Genomic DNA, 16,720 nt, shown 5'->3' with positions numbered 1-16,720 from the left:
GCGGCCCCGGTTTAGCTCCGCCCCCCGCCGGGCAATACGCCCCGCGCAGCGGCAACGCCCATCCGTACCCCGTCCCGGGCCGCCGCCCCACCCGCCCCGGGAGGCCCGTATGACCCTGCCCCGCCGCCGTACCCTCCTCGCCGCGACCGGCGTCGCCGCCCTCGCCACGGCCTGCGACAAGCCGGACGACCCGCCCGCCCCGAAGTCCCCGGCACCGGCGAAGCCCACCCCGAAGAAGCCCACCGCCACGGACTGGCCCGCCCTCGCCCGTACCCTCGAAGGCCGCCTCGTCCGTCCCCAGGACGCCGACTACCCCACCGCCCGCCAGCTCTACAACCCGCGCTTCGACGACCTGCGCCCGGCCGCCGTCGCCTATGTGGCGCACGAGGCCGACGTCCGCGAGGCCCTCGCGTTCGCCCGCGCGACCAACACCCCGGTCTCCATCCGCAACGGCGGTCACGCGTACACCGGTTGGTCCAGCGGCACGGGCCGCCTCGTCGTCGACGTGTCGAAGCTGACCGCGATCACCCACACCTCCACCACCGCCGCCATCGGCGCGGGCGCCAAGCTCGTCCACGTCTACCGCACCCTCGCCACCGCCGCCCGCCGCACCGTCCCCGGCGGTTCCTGCCCCACCGTCGGCCTGTCCGGTCTCGTCCTCGGCGGCGGGCACGGCGTCGTCTCGCGTGCGTACGGGCTGACCTGCGACAGCCTCACCGCCGCGACCCTCGTCACGGCCGACGGCAGGACCCTGCGCTGCACCGACACCGAGAACGCCGACCTCTTCTGGGCCCTGCGCGGCGCGGGCAACGGGCAGTTCGGGGTCGTCACCGGGCTCGAATTCCGTACGCACCCGGCGCCCGAGGCCGTCACCGGCTACCTCACCTGGCCCTGGTCGAAGGCGGCGGCCGTGCTCGCCGCCTGGCAGGAGTGGGGTCCCGACCAGCCCGACGAGATCTGGTCCTCCGCCCACTTCGCGGCGGGCGCGGGCGGCGGCAACCCGACCGTGAACGTCGCCGCGTTCTCCCTCGGCTCCCGCGCCGGCCTCGCGAACGCCGTCGACCGCCTCGCCGCGAAGGCCGGCCCCCCGCGCTCCACCACCCTGCGCACCAAGCCGTACCTGGAGGCGATGCTCCAGTACGCGGGCTGCGCCGACCTCTCCGAGGCCCAGTGCCACCTCCCCGGCAAGACCCCGGGCCGCGATCCGGGCGGGGTGCTGAACCGGGAGAACTACGGCTCCCGTTCCGCCTTCTTCGCCAAGTCCCTGGACCAGGCGGGGGTACGGGCCCTGCTCGCCGCCGTCGAACGCTTCACCCGCATCACGGCCGCCCAGGGCGGCGGTGGCGGCACCGTCACCCTCACCGCGCTCGGCGGGGCGGTGAACCGGGTGGCGCCGCAGGCCACCGCGTTCGTCCACCGGAACATGCGGATGCTGGCCCAGTACACGGCGTCCTGGCGGCCCGGCCTGCCGGGAGACGCCCAGCAGGAGTGGCTGACGACCACTCATGACGCCCTGCGCAGGCACGCGTCGGGCTTCGCCTACCAGAACTACCCGGACGCCACGCTCCCCGACTGGCGCCGCGCCTACTTCGGCGACGCCACCGACCGCCTGACCAGGCTGAAGGCCCGCTACGACCCGGACCGCCTCTTCGACTTCCCCCAGGCGCTGTAAAAAACCTCAACAGCCCTCACAGCCTTGGCAGCCTTGGCAGCCTCAACAGGCTTATGCGGCAAGCCCGTTGAACCCGCTCCCGTCCCGACGCGCCTCCGCCGCCGCGCGCGCCTGACCGGCCAGCGCGGCGGCCCGCCGCTCGGCGTCCCGCTCCCGCGCGGCCCTCGACCGTACGAGAGAACTCGTGGCCCCCCAGCGGGACATCAGCCCCACCACGGGCGTCAGCACCATCAGCGCGAGCGGGGCCAGCAGCAGCGTGACGGCCGTGCCGAGCGCGAAGCCGCCGATCACGTCCGACGGGTAGTGCACCCCCATGTAGACCCGGCAGAAGCCCTCCGCGAAGGCGAGTCCGATGCCGAGCAGACCCCACTTCCGGTTCGCCATGAACACACCGATGGCGATCGCCATGGCCAGCGTGGCGTGATCGCTCACGAAGGAGAAGTCGGTCTTCCCCTCGACCAGGACCTCAAGCCCCTTGTGCTCCAGGAACGGCCTCGGCCGTTCCACGAACCCCCGGATCGGAATGTTGATCAGCAGCGCGATCCCGGCAGCCAGCGGCGCCCACACGATCGCGGCGGCCGACGCCACCGAGTCCTCGGCACTGCCACGGCTGCGACCGCGCCACCAGCACCACACGGCGACCAGGACGAGCCCGAGCAGGATTCCGTACTCCCCGACGAACCCCACGACGCGGTCGGCCCAGCCGGGTGCGTCGACGGCGATGCCGTTGATGTCGTAGAGCAGGCTGACATCGGGGTTCGACCCGTCCATCGAGAGTCCAGCCATCTGCACGGCCCCTTGCCCTTGCTGTGTCGCAGTCGCACGTCTCCCGGACCGCGCACTTCGTTGTGCGCGGCGGGCCCATCACCCCCGTGACAGTTCATCCCGAAGTCGACATCCCGAAGTCGACAGCGCATCGACCGCACATGGACATCACAGTCGTCGCGTCCAGGGAACGCCCTGCGGCGCCCCGAGGTTCCACTCTCCACCGAACGATCACCATGACGTTATCGAAGAGAGACTCATCGTCCCAGCTCAGGGCCGAGTCGTCACAGAGAGTTCCGGCCAGATCCGACGCTCCGTCACGCTTCCGGCGGCACCTTCGGCAGCGCCTTCGCACCGTCGGCGGTCACCCGGGTCGCCCCGAAGTAGTCGTCCGTGTCGATCTTGTCGAAGCGGATGACGGCCCCCGTGAACGGGGCGTTGATCATGTACCCGCCACCCACATAAATCCCCACGTGCCGGATCTTCCGCGAGTTGGTCAGATCGTCGCTGAAGAACACCAGGTCGCCGGGGAGCAGTTCGTCCCGGGAGGGGTGCGGTCCTGCGTTGTACTGGTCGTTCGCCACACGCGGCAGCTCGATGTCGACGGTCCGGTACGCGGCCTGCGTAAGCCCGGAACAGTCGAACCGCCCCTGCTGGTCGGGCGTCCCGTTGCCGCCCCACAGGTACGGCGTCCCCAGCTTGCTCTGCGCGTAGTTGATCGCGACGGCCGCCGCCCGCGAGGGTGCGACCCGGCCGATCGGCTTGGCGAAGCTCTGCTCCAGCGAGCGGATGATCTTGACGTAGTTCTTCGTCTCCTTGTACGGAGGAACCCCGCCGTACTTGATCACCGCGTACGCGCCCGCGTTGTACGCCGCGAGCATGTTGTCCGTCGGGTCGCCGGGCGCCTTCTTGACGTATCCGGCCAATTCGCAGTCGTACGAGGCGGCCGACGGAATGGCGTCCTTCGGGTCCCAGACGTCCCGGTCGCCGTCGCCGTCGCCGTCGATCCCGTGCGTGGCCCAGGTCCCCGGGATGAACTGCGCGATGCCCTGTGCCTTCGCCGGACTCACGACAGTCGGGTTGAACCCGCTCTCCTGGTAGAGCTGGGCGGCCAGCAGCGCCGGGTTGATCGCCGGGCAGAGGTTCCCCCACTTCTGCACCAACGGCTGGTAGAGCGCGGGCACGGCCCCCTTGGCGAGCCCGACGGCCCGCCCGCCGGCCCCGCCGAGACCGGCGACCCCGGCCGCCGCCGAGAACGTACCGACGACGAGCAACACGACGAAGGCCAGCATGATCCCGGCCCCGGCCCCGCTCACCACCCAGACTTTGCGCACCCACCAACCCTCCCCCATCGGGGCCCGCTTCACGACGGTTCTCCCCAAGGTCGTGTCGGTCTCCCCGCTCCCGCAACGGCGCACAGGGGTCTCACGGCTCCTCCGCACCCCGCCGGGGGCACGGTCCCGTACCGCACTCGCGGCTCCGCCACGCGGGCGCACCCTTCCCGTGCCGGGGGCGCTCATCCGTGCCCCTTCGGGGGCGCGGGGCTGCACCGATGTGCGGCTGCCGCCGCGCGGGCGCGCCCTTCCCGTACGGGCCGCTTGTCCGTGCCCCTTCAGGGGCGCGGGGCTGTACCGACGTGCGGCTGCCGCCGCGCGAGCGCGCCCTGCTCGTACGGGCCCGCCCCACCACCGCGCCCCTTCAGGGGCGCGGGGAACTGCGCGACCAGCCACCCACTCACCCGCACGGAACCCTCCAACTGCCCCGCAGGGTTTAGGTGAAGGGGCGGGGCTGGGGACCCTTTGGCCCGGCGGGCCGGTGCTTGACCTGCCCGGTGCTGGGAGGCGCCCCGAGGGCCCCGGGGCTGCGCGCACCCGGCACCCAAGGTGCGGGCAGGNGCCCCGGGGCTGCGCGCACCCGGCACCCAAGGTGCGGGCAGGGGCCGGTGCCGGGGCGGGCCCGGAGCGAGGGGGCCGCCCCCTTGCCCGCCCGTCCCGCCCCCGGGGGGCGGCCCCGCCGCCCAAGGGGGCTAGGGAGAGGGAAGGGGGCGCAGCCCAAGGGGGCGAGGGGGCTCACCCCAAGGAGTCCGGGCCCCCAGGGCCCGCCCTCACCCCGCCCACCCCTACGGCGGCCCCGCCCCCAACAGCGCCACCGCCCCGTACACCCCCGACGCCACCCCCGCCGCCCCCACCACAACCACCGCGACCCACTTCCGCCGCACCCCCGCCAGCGCCACCGCCGGCCCCAGCAGCAGCAAGAACGACGGCATCATCAGGCGCGGCCTGGACCCGAAGTACCCCGACCCGATCAGCGAGATGACGACGACCGCCACCCCGTAGACCGCCACCGGCAGCGCGGGCCGCAGCCGCAGGGCCGCCCACAGCGCCCAGCCCAGCACCGCGAAGGCCGCACACAGGCCGAGGCCCGCGAGGACGTTCGCGCCGAACTGCTCCCCGACGAAGCGGGCCAGCGCCACCCCGCCGTCCACCCGGTTGTCCCACCCCGCCTGCACCTCGAAGTACGCGAGCGGGTCCCCTTCCCGTACGGCCACGAAGACGACGTACGAGAGCCAGCCCAGCGGCGCCAGCAGCACCCCGGCGACCACCCGGCCGGGACGCACCCCGGCGTCCCGCGTCACGAACAGCCGCCACAGGCCCGCGATCCCGATCGCCGCGATCAGCGCCGCCGCCACCGGCCGGGTCAGTCCCGCGCCCACCGCGAGCAGGCCCGCCGACACCCACCGGTCGCGCAGGACCGCGTACAGGGACCAGGCCGCCAGCGCGGTGAAGAGTGTCTCGGTGTACGCCATGGACTGCACGAAGGCCGTCGGGTACGCCCCCCACAGCACCGCCAGCAGCACGCCCGCCCGGCGCCCGTACAGCCGCGCCCCGACCGCGAAGATCCCCCACGCGGCGGCCACGGAGGCCACCCACGAGACGGCCAGCCCCGCGCCGGCGAGGTCGAGCGGCGGGACGAGGGCGTGCAGGGCCCGCTCCAGCGCCGGGAGCAGCGGGAAGAAGGCGAGGTCGGAGTGGACGGTGCCGTCGGGCAGCGTGACCGTGAGCCCGTAACCGTGCTCGGCGATGCGCTGGTACCAGAGGGAGTCCCAGCGCCCGTACAGACGGAGCAGGCCGTCCTTGCCCTGCGCGGACGCGGTGACGAGGAGGATCGCCAGGCCGGTGAGCCGTACGGCGACGTAACCGAGCAGCGCGGGTGCCGCGTACCGCAGCGGGGCGACGAACGGGCGGGACACGGGGCCGGGGGCCGGGTCCGGCTCGTTCGTCCGGGCTCTGGGGGGCACCTGGGTCTCGGACATGGTGGACACTATCGCGCGGGCCGGGGCCGGAAGGCACATGCGTTCGAGGCGGGGACGGCGCGGGACCGCCCGCCGCAGGCCGTGCCCGGACCGGGCCGCTGTACGGAGACCGGACCGGGCCGCCGCATGTCGCGCCCGGAGCACGCCCGGACCACGCCCCACAGTGGGCACATGACTCCGGCCCGCCACCCCCTGGCCACCCTCCTCGCCGCCACCGCACTCGCCGTAGCCCTCGCCAACCCGGCGCACGCCCTGCCCCAGCGGGCCGCCGCCCCGGCCCGCTGCACCGACGGCGTCGACTCCCGCGGCGACTCCTCGGTCGACGGCCGCGAGATCACCTGGGAGGACTCGACGGCGTACGACGACGCCCGACGGCACGCCGTGCGCGCGTGGACGGAGCGGGGGCGCGGCCTCGGCCGGGTGACGTTCCGGCCGGACGACCCCTTCTCGTACGCCGATCTGGAGTGGACAGACACCGACCGCACCGACGGCAAGTGGCACAACACCGGGGCCGCGTGGAGCGGGCGGCCCGGCACGGACGTCGTCTTCATGAACGACGCCTACCTCGCCGACGGCCGCCGCTACGGAGCCACCCGCTGGCGCCGCATCGTCGCCGCCCACGAACTGGGCCACGCCCTCGGCTTCTGCCACAAGTCCCTGAACTGGTACTTCACCCTCATGGAACGCGGCGTCACCGACCTCCCCGCCGACGGCCGCCCGACCCGCCAGGACGTCACCAACTACCGCAGTCTGTGGGGCTGACGATGCGTCATCGCGTACGGCTCGGGGCGGCCGCCGCCCTCGTCCTCGCCGCGTCCGGCTGGGCCACGTACACCTCGTACGCCCCGCAGCCGAGCAGCGTGGAATCCCTCACCCTCTACGACCCCACCGACCTCCGCGAGGTCGCCGGGTCGGCCGAGAACGTGTTCCACGCCGGTGTCATCCGGAGGACCGGCCACCGCTCACTCGGAGGGCTGGAACAGGAGCTGTACGAGGTCCGCGTCGACCGGAACTTCAAGGGCCGCCTCACCGGAGTGGTGACGGTCACTCAGAGTCCCGGCGAGGACGCCCCCTTGACCCCCGGCGAGAGCTACGTCTTCGCGACCGCAGCCTGGGACGGCGGAGCCGGGCACGCCGTCCTCAGCGGTACGAAGCCGCACCCCGCCCCCGACCTGGGCGCGGCGGCGGGCCGCGCGACGGACCGGGCGGCGGGCGGCGCGGGCCGGGGGCTGACGGTGGCGGAACGGTGGCTGTGGGCGGTGGCCCACCAGGTCGACGTGACGAAGCAGCCCCTGACTCCGGCAACCGGAACATCTCCCTCCGCCCGACCGATGCAGAGCCCGCGCGCGTAGACGCAGCGCGGGCGCAAGGGAGCGCACGCCTCGGCCGGACGTAACAGAGCCAGGGTGCACAACGCCAGTCATTGCCCGGAGTCACCCCCCGTGATACACAGAGTGACCATACGGCTTTTCGCCCGACACCGGCCCCACCCCCTCCGCACCGCAGGTCAGAGCGGTGGGACCGGACACACGTGCGGAAGTCCGGTAAAGAGAGCCGCCAAGTCGACATACCGGGGCGGTTTCATCAGCGAAGATAGGGCGATGCTCTCTGCCGTCCGGCAGGAGTGCGAACTACCCGACAGGGGCGGTGACTTAATGATCCTGGCAGCCGAAAAGGGCGACATCACCACCATCATCGGCGGAATCGCGCCTAACTGGGGGCCGTTCGGAAATCTCGGCAACGAGGCCCGCATCATGGTCGAGGTCGTCATGGCCGTGGCCATCCTGCTGTGCCTCGGCATCGCCATCTGGGGCGCGGCCAAGCAGCGGATCGGCGCGACGGCGCTGCGCGACACGTTCAGCGCGGAACAGGGCAAGGGCCTCATCGTCGCGGGCCTGACCGGCGTCTTCATCATCGGCTCGCTCGGCACGCTGTTCACCATCGTGTACGGCATGGCCGTCTAGCCACCTCTCCCCCAGTCCTCACCGGGCGTGCCCGGAACTCCCCCCGAGGTTGCGTTCTCTGATGCCGACTCAACTGACGAGTCACCACACCGCGCCCACGCGGGAAGCGGCACCGCTACCGTCTAAGAGGTATGCCACCGCATACGTGTGCGGATGCGGCGGGACGGACGTGGGACGGCGAATGGCTGAGGGGGCGTACGCGGCATGAACCGCGGTGACGACGAGCGAAGGGGAACGGACGACCCCTATACGACGATGGGCGGCACCCGCCAGACGCGTACCCGCATGCCGGACGACGCGGGCTCGGCCCGGCCGCGCTCCCCCCGGATGAGGGCGTCGCGGTCGACGGTGACGGTGGTGGGCGTGGTGGTGCTGCTGGTGGCGGCGATCGCGTTCGTCAACCGGGGGTCGGGGGACGGGTCCACCCAGGGGGGGCAAGGGAGCCGACCGGAGTCGAGCTCCACTGCTGCTTCGGGGGTGAAGCCCGTCGAAGGTGAGAAGGGCGGCATCCCCTCGGGCTTCCCGAGGACCCAGCAGGGAGCGGAGAGCGCCGCCGCCAACTACGCGACGGTCCTCGGCTCGGACGGCATGTTCAACGCGGGCCGTCGGCACGGGATCGTGCAGACCGTCGCGGACGCCAGTGCGGTGGACAAGCTCCAGGGCGGCTTCGACGCCGACTACTCCGCAGCCTTCCTCAAGCAGATCGGTCTCGACGAGAACGGTGCGGCACCCGCCGGCCTGACCTTCGTCAACCGGACCATCCCTTCCGGCACGAAGGCCACCACCTACTCGGCGGACAGCGCCTCCGTGGACGTCTGGTGCATGGGCCTCTTCGGCCTGGCCGGGGACAAGTCCACGAAGCCGGTGACGAGCGGCTGGTTCACGCTGACCGTGAAGCTCAAGTGGAACGGCTCGGACTGGAAGGTCCTGGAGACCAGCCAGAAGACCGGGCCCACCCCGCTCACGGCCGACAACCCGGCGTCCAAATCCGAGGAGATCGCAGACGCGGTCACAAAGTTCGGAGGGTTCACGTATGCCCGGTAGCCCTCGAGTGCGTACCGTCGCCGGAACTCTGGCGGCCCTCCAGACAGCCGCAGTGCTGCTGTCGGCGCGCGCCTTCGCCGCCCCCACTCCCACGCCGACCCCCAGCGGCAGCAGCGATCCCTGCGAGGCCATCTCCGGGCCCGCACGGGACTACTGCCAGAAGGGCAGCGCCCCCGCCGGAAGCACCCCCGCCGCCCCCACCCCCGGCACCACCGACACCATGGACCCCCTCGCCTCCCTGGCGAAGGGCTGCGCCGACGCCGCCGCCTGGATCGTCGGCAAGCTCAGCGAGGCCGTGAAGTCGACGGCCAACGTCGACTTCACCAACCCCAAGTTCCTCCAGCAGTACGCCGTCGTCTTCGCCGCCTCCACCGTCCTGACCCTCGTCCTCTGGCTCCTCGCGGTGGCCAAGCGCGCCATGCGCGGCGTCCCCCTGGCCACCGCCACCTCCGAGGCCATCGGCTTCCTCTGGCTGACCGTCCTGGCCTCCGCCTTCACCCCGCTGATCCTCTACACGATCGTCTCCGCCACCGACGGCGTCACCCAGGTCATCGCCTCCGCGTCCGGCGGCCAGACCGACGTCTTCTTCGGCTCGTTCGCCCAGGCGCTGAAGAACCGCGACTCCATCGGCGGCGGCCCGATCATGCTGATCGTCGTCGCCCTCGTCACGATCCTCGCCGCGGGCGTCCTCTGGCTCGAACTGGTGATCCGCGCCGCCCTGCTCTACGTCGGCGCCCTCCTCGGCACGGTCGTCTACGCGGGCCTGGTCGACAAGAACCTCTGGAGCCACGTCCGCCGCTGGGCCGGCATCATGATCGCCGTCATCCTGGTCAAACCGGTCATCGTGATCGTCCTCGGCCTCGCCGGGGCACTGTCCGGCGGCGACGGCCCCAACGCCTTCTCCGCCGTGGTCTCCGGCCTCGCGATCATTCTCCTGGCCATCTTCGCCTCCGCGATGATCTACCGCTTCGTGCCCGGCTTCGGCGACGACATCGCCGCCGCCAGCGCCAGCCGCAAGCAGGTCACCGACGGCGCCCGCGCCTCCGCGGTCCTCTCCTCCCCCGCCAACCTCGTCTCCCAGGGCATCAAGACCCACAGCAGCCGAGGCGGCGGCGGTGGAGGCGGCGGCAGCGCCCCCGCCCCCCGCCAGGCCGCGAACTCCGCCTCCAGCGGCGTCACCGCCCACGGTTCCCGTACGGGAAACCCCGGCCCGTCCTCCAGCGGCTCAAGCGGAACCACCGGCGGAACCGGATCCATCCCCTCCGCAGCCCCCTCGGCCCGTAGCAACAGCACCCACAGCAACCGCGGTACCGGCAACACGGGAACGTCCAACTCCCCGCACAGCCACCGCAAGAACTCAGGAGGGGGAGGGCGTTGACCACCCAGTCCCACCCGATCACGCCCCGCCGCACGTATCTCATCGGCCGGGCCCGGCCCAACGCGATCGTCGGCAAGAACCGCGAGACCGGCGAGATCGCCCTGATCATCGCGGGCGGCTTCGTCGGCATGATGTGCGGCCTCCTGGTCCCCACCCTCTCCCTGCGCATCATGCTGCTGGTCGGCTTCCCGCTGCTCGCTCTCATGGCGGTGTACGTGCCGTACAAGCACCGCACCTTCTACAAGTGGTTCGAGATCAACCGGAGTTACAAGCGGAACCTCCGCAAGGGCACCGCCTACCGCTCCCAGGCGGTGGACGCGGGCACCCGCATCGACGGCCGCGAGGTCGAGATCGGCCCGCCCCCGGGCATCGGCCGCATCAACTGGCTGGCCGCCCCCTTCGGCCCGGACGAGATCGCCGTACTCCTCCACGCCGACCGGCGCACCGTCACCGCCGCCATCGAGATCGAGGGCCCCGGCGTCGGCCTGCGCGACAGCGAGGACCAGGAAGCCCTGGTGGACCGTTTCGGCACCCTGCTCAAGCACGTGGCCAACGGCGACGGCTTCGTCACCCGCCTCCAGATGCTCGCCCGTACGCTCCCCGCCGACCCCGACGCGCACGCCAAGGACGTCGCCCAGCGCGGCGACCACACAGCCCCCGACTGGCTCCTCGACTCGTACGACCAGCTCCAGTCGATGGTCTCCACCTCCAGCGAGCAGCACCGCGCCTACCTGGTCGCCTGCATGCACTACACCCGCGAACTGGCCGCCGAGGGCGCCGCGATGGCCCGCGCCTCGCGCCCCAAGGGCCAGCGCAAGCTCGACAAGGACGCCGGTCTCGCGATCGTCATGGCCCGCGAGCTGACCGACATCTGCGCCCGCCTCGCGGAGGCCGACATCCGGGTGCGCCAGCCGCTCGGCCAGGGCCGGCTCTCCTCCCTGGTCCACTCGATGTACGACCCGGACCACCCCATCGACCACATCCAGGCCATGACCAAGCGCAACGCCTGGCCCGCCGAACTGGACGCGGTGGAGCCCACCTACCTCCAGGCCAAGACCCGCGAGTCCCTCACCCGCGAGCCCTGGTGCCACGCCACCGCGTGGGTCAAGGAGTGGCCGATGACCCCGGTCGGCGTCAACTTCCTGGCGCCCCTCCTGGTCCACACCCCGGACGTCATCCGCACCGTCGCCGTCTGCATGGACCTCGAACCCACCGAGGTCGCCATCGAGCGGATGCTCACCGAGAAGACCAACGACGAGGCCGACGCCTCCCGCGCCGCCAAGATGAACCGCACCGTCGACCCCCGCGACATCGCCGCCCACGGCCGCCTCGACCAGCGCGGCGAGGACCTCGCCAGCGGTGCGGCGGGCGTGAACATCGTCGGCTACATCACGGTCTCCTCCCGCAACCCCGAGGAGCTGGCCCGCGACAAGCGCACCATCCGCGCCTCCGCCGGAAAGTCGTACCTGAAGCTCGAATGGTGCGACCGCGAGCACCACCGCGCCTTCGTGAACACCCTCCCCTTCGCCACCGGCATCCGTCGCTAACCGCCAAGCCCCCGGTCCCCCGGAAAGGACAGACCATGCGAGACCCGCTGTCCGCAGCCACGGATGCCTTCACCAGCTTCCTCTTCGGCAAGGTCGAGACCACCCGCCTCCCGGTCCGCACCTCCACCGGCCAGGCCCAGGCGGTCTACCTCCCCACCGCCGCCCCGGGCCTCGGCGACTCCGGCGTGATCATCGGCCGCGAGGTCTACAGCGGCAAGGGCTACATCTACGACCCCTTCCAGCTGTACGGCCAGCAGCTCCCGGCCCCTCACTGGCTGGTCCTCGGCGAGTCCGGAAACGGCAAGTCGGCCCTGGAAAAGACGTACGTACTGAGGCAGTTGAGGTTCAAGGACCGCCAGGTCGTCGTCCTGGACGCCCAGGGCGAGGACGGCGTCGGCGAGTGGAACCTCATCGCCCAGCAGCTGGGAATAACCCCCATCCGCCTGGACCCGATGGCCGCCCTCAACGACGGCATCCGGCTCAACCCCCTCGACCCCGCCATCACCACCACCGGCCAGCTGGCCCTTCTCCGTACGATCATCGAAGTCGCCATGGGCCACGGCCTGGACGAACGCTCCGGCTTCGCCCTCAAGGTCGCCCACGCCTACGTCAACGAGACGATCACCAACCGCCAGCCCGTCCTGACCGACATCGTCGAGCAGCTCCGCCACCCCGAGCCGGAGTCCGCCGAGGCGATGAACGTCGACATAGACGACGTACGCGCCTGGGGCCTGGACGTCGCGCTCGTCCTGGACCGCCTGGTCGACGGCGACCTGCGCGGCATGTTCGACGGCCCGACGACGGTCGGCATCGACCTCGACGCCCCGCTGATCGTCTTCGACCTCTCCCACATCGACCGCAACTCCATCGCCATGCCGATCCTCATGGCGATCGTCGGCGTGTGGCTGGAACACACCTGGATCCGCCCGGACCGCGTGAAGCGCATCTTCCTGGTCGAGGAAGCCTGGCACATCATCAACTCCCCTTTCGTGGCCCAGCTCTTCCAGCGCCTCCTGAAGTTCGGCCGGCGCCTCGGCCTCTCCTTCGTCGCCGTCGTCCACCACCTCTCCGACGTCGTCGACGGAGCCGCCGCCCGCGAGGCCGCCGCCATCCTCAAGATGGCCTCCACCCGCACGATCTACGCCCAGAAGGCCGACGAGGCCAGAGCGACCGGCAAGGTCCTCGGCCTCCCCCGCTGGGCCGTCGAAATCATCCCGACCCTCACCCCGGGCATCGCCGTCTGGGACGTCAACGGCAACGTCCAGGTCGTCAAACACCTGATCACCGAGGCCGAACGCCCCCTGGTCTTCACCGACCGCGCCATGACCGAGTCCTCCTCCACCACCCCCGAGGAGTCCTTCCTCAACGACGACGCCCGCGCCGCCGACTGGGAGGCGGAACAGCGCGCGGCCCTCATCGAGCAGCAGATGGCCGAGGTCGAATCCTCGGACGCGACGGTCGCCTGACATGTCGGGTTCGTACGAGCGGGGTTACGAACACGGCCGCCGCGACTCCGAGTCCGAGCGCCGGGGTTACGATTCCGGGCCGCCCCGCGCCGGACACGGCGGCCGGGGCCGGCGCGGGGCCCCCGGCGGCACCGGCGGCATCCCGGACGGCCTGCTCCTCGGACTCTTCGGCCTGCTGCTGGGCCTGATGGTGCTCACCTGGACCTCCACGGGCCTGGCGGGCCTCTTCGCCCACGGCTCCTGGCCGAGCCGGGTCACCTTCCTCAGCGCCCCCTCCGCGATGCGCCGCCTGGCCACGGACCCGCACGACATCGCAGCGGCCTGGCCCACCACCCCGCCTGCCTCACTCTCCGGCTACGGCCTCTTCTGGGGCCTCTTCATCAGTCAGCTCCTCATCCTCCTCGTCCTCACCATCTTCACCCTGGGCGTCTACACCCGCTGGCGCCTGGTCCGCGCCCGCACCCGCGAGGCCCGCCTCCACCCAACGGACGCCCCCGCCAGCCCCCTTGACCAGCCAGACGCCTCCGCTCCCGCCAGCCCCCTTGGGCAACGGGACGCCTCCGGTAGCCCCCTTGGGCGGCTGGGCCGAACCCCGGGGGCGGAACGGGCGGGCAAGGGGGCGGCCCCCGGCGGAGCCGAACCCCCCGCCCCGGCCACGCCCGGCACCGCCCCGGCCCACCCCGAGCCCCCCGCACCCACCACCACCGCCCACCTGACCACCCCCCGCCCCGCCCCGGAAGACCCGCACCCCACACCCCCGGCCCCCTCCCCCCGTACCCCCACAACGGGCCTCCTCCTCCACCGCCCCACCCACCGAGCAACGGCAACCGAAGCCATCCTCGACGCCCCCGGCCCCACCCTCGTCCTCACCTCCGACCCCACCCTCTGGTCGGAAACCAAGGACGCCCGCACCAAACTCGGCCCCGTCCTCCTCTACGACCCCGAGCACCGCTGCGACACCCCCTCCCGCCTCCACTGGTCCCCCACCACGGGCTGCGAAGACCCCACCACCGCCACCGCCCGCGCCCGAGCACTGCTCGCCCCCGTCCGCCCCCGCGCCCAGGCCGACTCCGCCCTCGCCGAGACCGCCGAAACCCTCCTCAGCAGCTGGCTGCACGCCGCCGCCATAGACGGCCGCCCGTTCAAGCACCTGCTCCGCTGGGCCCAGGGCTCGGGCACCCACGAAGCCGTACGCATCCTCCGCACCCACCCCAAGGCCCGCTCCGGCGCCGCCGGCCTCCTCGAATCGGCCCTCACGGCCTACCCCGAACGCCGCGAGCAGGCCCAGCACCTCACCACGCGCGCATTCTCCGCCCTCTCCTCGATCCACATCCGCGAGGCTTGCACCCCAAACCGAACCGATTCGCTCACCTTGGAATCATTTGTGGTCGAGGGGGGAACGCTCTACATGGTCGGTGAATCAATCGAGGACCCCCGCACCCGCCCCAGCGGGCCGGGCGCGATGCCGTTGCTCACCGCCCTCGCCTCACACGTGGTCGAGCACGGCCGCCGCATGGCCGCACGGTCATCCGACGGTCGGCTCGACCCACCAATGACGCTCGTCCTGGACGATGTCGCGGCCGTGGCTCCGCTTCCCCAGCTCCCGGAGCTCCTCACGGCCGGTCAGGGCCAAGGTCTGCCGACCCTGGCCCTGCTCCGTTCCCAGGAACAGTTCAACTCCGCCTGGCCACAAGGGCGTTGATGGGGTGTGCCCCCGCCCGGGGGTGCACCCGGATCCACCCCACAAAGACCGTTCACACCCACAGCTTTCCGCCTCCGTACCGGCGACAGTCGTACGAGTCCCACCGCGCCCCTCAAGGACGCACCCGCTCGTCACGCACCCACCACCGGCAGAAGAGGCGACCACCCATGCCCAAGCACCCGCACACCACAACTGCGCCCACACCCGGCCCCAGCCGCCGCGAAGCCCTCGGCACAGCGGCCCTCGGCACCGCCGCCGCCCTGACCGGCCTCGCCCTCGCACCCGCCGCCTCCGCGGCGCCTGCGGGGACCCCGGCGACCGCGTCCGCAAGCACCGCCGCCCGCCCGAACCCCTCCGTCCTCGCCCTCACCCACGCCACCCTCCTCCTCACCCCGAACTCCCGCCCCCTCCCCGACCACACCCTCCTCATCACCGACGGCAGACTCACCACCTACGCCCCCAGCGCCCAGCTCGAGCCCCCACCCCACGCCCACGTCGTCGACCTGACCGGCAAATACGTGATCCCCGGCCTGACCGAGTCCCACATCCACACCAGCGGCGACGACGCCATCACCCCGCCCCTCTTCCCCCTGACGGGCGTGACCTCGGTCCGCGAAATGTGGGGCCAGCCCCTCCACCACGACTGGCGCCGGAGGATCTCCGCGGGCACCCTCCTCGGCCCCCGCTTCGTCATCGCAAGCCCGATCCTCGACGGCCCGCCCTCGATCTGGGCGAACGACACCGGCCTGCCCGTCCTCGAAGTCGCCGACGCGAAGTCCGCCCGCGCCGCCGTCCGCAAGGTGAAGCGCGAGGGCGCCGACTTCGTGAAGGTCTACTCCCGCCTCTCGCCCGAGTCGTACTACGCCATCGCCGACGAGTCGAAGCGCCAGCACCTCCCCTTCGCCGGCCACTGCCCCGACACCCTCCCGATGTCCCGCGCCGCCACCTCCGGCCAACGCTCCATCGAGCACCTGCACGCCATGCTCCCGGCGACGTCCTCCCGCGAACGCGAGATCCGCGCGGCCCTCACCAAGGTCCGGATCGACCCCAACGACCCGTCCAGCCTGTCCCGTTACGGCAGCTGGTTCCGCCAGGTCCACCCCCTGGAATGGCAGGCCATGCGCTCGTACGACAAGGGCCGCGCCCGCCGCCTCTTCGACACCCTCGCCGAGCACGGCACCTACGTGACCCCCACCCTCACCGTCCACCACTCCCTGGAACGCATCGCCGACCTCCCCACCTCATCCCCGGACTGGAAGTACCTCCCCGCCTGGACGGTCGCCTCCTGGCCGTACATCTGGGAAGCGATGACCGGCTCCCGCACCCCCGAGGACACCGCCCGCATCCGCCGCATCTACGAACACCGCCTCACCCTCGTCTCCGAGATGCACCGCGCCGGTGTCCGCCTGACCGCCGGCACGGACACGGGCACCGGTTACGCCGTCCCCGGCTTCTCCCTCCACGAGGAACTACGCCTCCTCTCCGAAGCCGGCCTCCCCACCCGCGACGTCCTCACCACCGCGACCACCCACCCCCACGACCTGCTCCGCCTCCCCACCTCCCGCCCCGCCGACCTCCTGATACTCAACGCCAACCCCCTCACAAACATCCGCCACACCCTCAACATCCACTCCGTGGTCAACGCCGGCCACTACCTCTCCCCCACCGACCGCACCCACCTCCTGGCCGCCGTCGAAAAAGCCGCCTCCGAAAGCACACCCCCCGAAAACGGCACCCTCGCCACCCCCACCCCGGGCTGCGCCTGCAACGCCCCGCACTGACCCGACCCCTGAACGCAGAAATGCCCCGTACCGGTAACCCGGTACGGGGCATTTCCACAATGATTGTTCGGCGGCGTCCTACTCTCCC

At 72.0% G+C, this 16,720-nt stretch carries 13 protein-coding genes; 10 read left to right on the top strand and 3 right to left on the bottom strand.

The annotated features are described in order from the left end of the window. The first annotated feature begins 109 nt into the window (after window positions 1–109). Window positions 110–1,672: an FAD-binding oxidoreductase gene (locus IE269_RS32365; protein ID WP_189826814.1), complete on the top strand. Its 1,563-nt coding sequence runs from the start codon at window positions 110–112 to the stop codon at window positions 1,670–1,672. 51 nt (window positions 1,673–1,723) lie between these two features. On the opposite strand, the gene IE269_RS32360 is transcribed toward IE269_RS32365, so the two are convergent. The 3 genes from IE269_RS32360 to IE269_RS32350 form a co-directional block, all read right to left on the bottom strand. Beyond that, a complete protein-coding gene (locus IE269_RS32360) occupies window positions 1,724–2,458 on the bottom strand; it encodes a phosphatase PAP2 family protein (protein ID WP_189826813.1) in 735 nt (244 codons plus the stop codon). A gap of 296 nt (window positions 2,459–2,754) precedes the next feature. After that, entirely contained in the window at window positions 2,755–3,771 is a 1,017-nt protein-coding gene (locus tag IE269_RS32355; protein ID WP_308436995.1) for a C40 family peptidase, read from the bottom strand. Between the two features lie 785 nt (window positions 3,772–4,556). Further along, a complete protein-coding gene (locus tag IE269_RS32350) occupies window positions 4,557–5,750 on the bottom strand; it encodes a hypothetical protein (protein WP_189826812.1) in 1,194 nt (397 codons plus the stop codon). 171 nt (window positions 5,751–5,921) lie between these two features. Between IE269_RS32350 and IE269_RS32345 the strand changes: the two genes are divergently transcribed. The 9 genes from IE269_RS32345 (at window position 5,922) to IE269_RS32305 (ending at window position 16,632) form a co-directional block, all read left to right on the top strand. After that, a complete protein-coding gene (locus tag IE269_RS32345) occupies window positions 5,922–6,512 on the top strand; it encodes a zinc metalloprotease (RefSeq protein ID WP_189826811.1) in 591 nt (196 codons plus the stop codon). A 2-nt stretch (window positions 6,513–6,514) separates the two neighbouring features. After that, window positions 6,515–7,102, top strand: a complete 588-nt coding sequence (locus IE269_RS32340) for a hypothetical protein (protein WP_189826810.1) — start codon at window positions 6,515–6,517, stop codon at window positions 7,100–7,102. Window positions 7,103–7,405: 303 nt separating this feature from the next. After that, window positions 7,406–7,714, top strand: a complete 309-nt coding sequence (locus IE269_RS32335; RefSeq protein WP_189826809.1) for a hypothetical protein — start codon at window positions 7,406–7,408, stop codon at window positions 7,712–7,714. 204 nt (window positions 7,715–7,918) lie between these two features. Beyond that, complete coding sequence (locus tag IE269_RS32330; protein ID WP_189826808.1) at window positions 7,919–8,758, top strand: hypothetical protein; 840 nt, start codon at window positions 7,919–7,921, stop codon at window positions 8,756–8,758. Next, a complete protein-coding gene (locus IE269_RS32325) occupies window positions 8,748–10,136 on the top strand; it encodes a hypothetical protein (RefSeq protein ID WP_189826807.1) in 1,389 nt (462 codons plus the stop codon). Before IE269_RS32330 ends, IE269_RS32325 begins: the two co-directional genes overlap by 11 nt. Then, entirely contained in the window at window positions 10,133–11,683 is a 1,551-nt protein-coding gene (locus IE269_RS32320) for an SCO6880 family protein (protein WP_189826806.1), read from the top strand. Before IE269_RS32325 ends, IE269_RS32320 begins: the two co-directional genes overlap by 4 nt. A gap of 35 nt (window positions 11,684–11,718) precedes the next feature. Then, window positions 11,719–13,149 (top strand): ATP-binding protein, encoded by a 1,431-nt coding sequence (locus IE269_RS32315; protein ID WP_189826805.1) that lies wholly within the window; start codon window positions 11,719–11,721, stop codon window positions 13,147–13,149. Window position 13,150: 1 nt separating this feature from the next. Next, window positions 13,151–14,851 (top strand): type IV secretory system conjugative DNA transfer family protein, encoded by a 1,701-nt coding sequence (locus tag IE269_RS32310; protein ID WP_229898398.1) that lies wholly within the window; start codon window positions 13,151–13,153, stop codon window positions 14,849–14,851. 167 nt (window positions 14,852–15,018) lie between these two features. Beyond that, window positions 15,019–16,632, top strand: a complete 1,614-nt coding sequence (locus IE269_RS32305; RefSeq protein ID WP_189826804.1) for an amidohydrolase family protein — start codon at window positions 15,019–15,021, stop codon at window positions 16,630–16,632. Window positions 16,633–16,720: the final 88 nt, after the last annotated feature.

Origin of the sequence: Streptomyces spiroverticillatus, assembly GCA_014650415.1 — a bacterium.
In the GTDB taxonomy this organism is placed as follows: Bacteria; Actinomycetota; Actinomycetes; order Streptomycetales; family Streptomycetaceae; genus Streptomyces; species Streptomyces spiroverticillatus.
This window is presented reverse-complemented; position numbering and strand designations above follow the sequence as displayed.